Raw genomic sequence first — 295 nt, 5'->3', positions numbered from 1 at the left:
GCGTCTACGCTTTCCGCCTCGACCAGTGGTAGACGAGGGCTTCGTATCATCATCATCATTCTGCTGCTGTTCCGCTTTCGCCGCTTCCACGGCGATCCACTCATTCACTTCCGTGATGACGTTCTCACCAAGACGCTTACGGAAATGGGTCATGAGAGAATGATGAAACGGCGGCCGATCCTGATATCCTGCCAAACCGAGGAAGTACTGGAGATACGGGTTCTCGATGATCGTCTCGACCGTTTCTCGATCGGACAGCTGCAGTCTTTCCTGGATGATCAAGGCGCCAAGCGCC

The 295-nt window shown here is 54.6% G+C and carries 1 protein-coding gene; it reads right to left on the bottom strand.

Going from position 1 to position 295, the window contains the following annotated elements; all coding sequences use genetic code 11:
- Positions 1-295: transposase (locus ACFSO0_RS11945; RefSeq protein ID WP_376880426.1), on the bottom strand; the 295-nt coding region annotated here is incomplete at both ends.

It is taken from the genome of Brevibacillus sp. GCM10020057 (genome assembly GCF_042683565.1).
Taxonomy (GTDB): Bacteria; Bacillota; Bacilli; order Brevibacillales; family Brevibacillaceae; genus Brevibacillus.
Note: the sequence above shows the minus strand (reverse complement) of the source record. Positions and strands in the feature narration are given on the sequence as shown.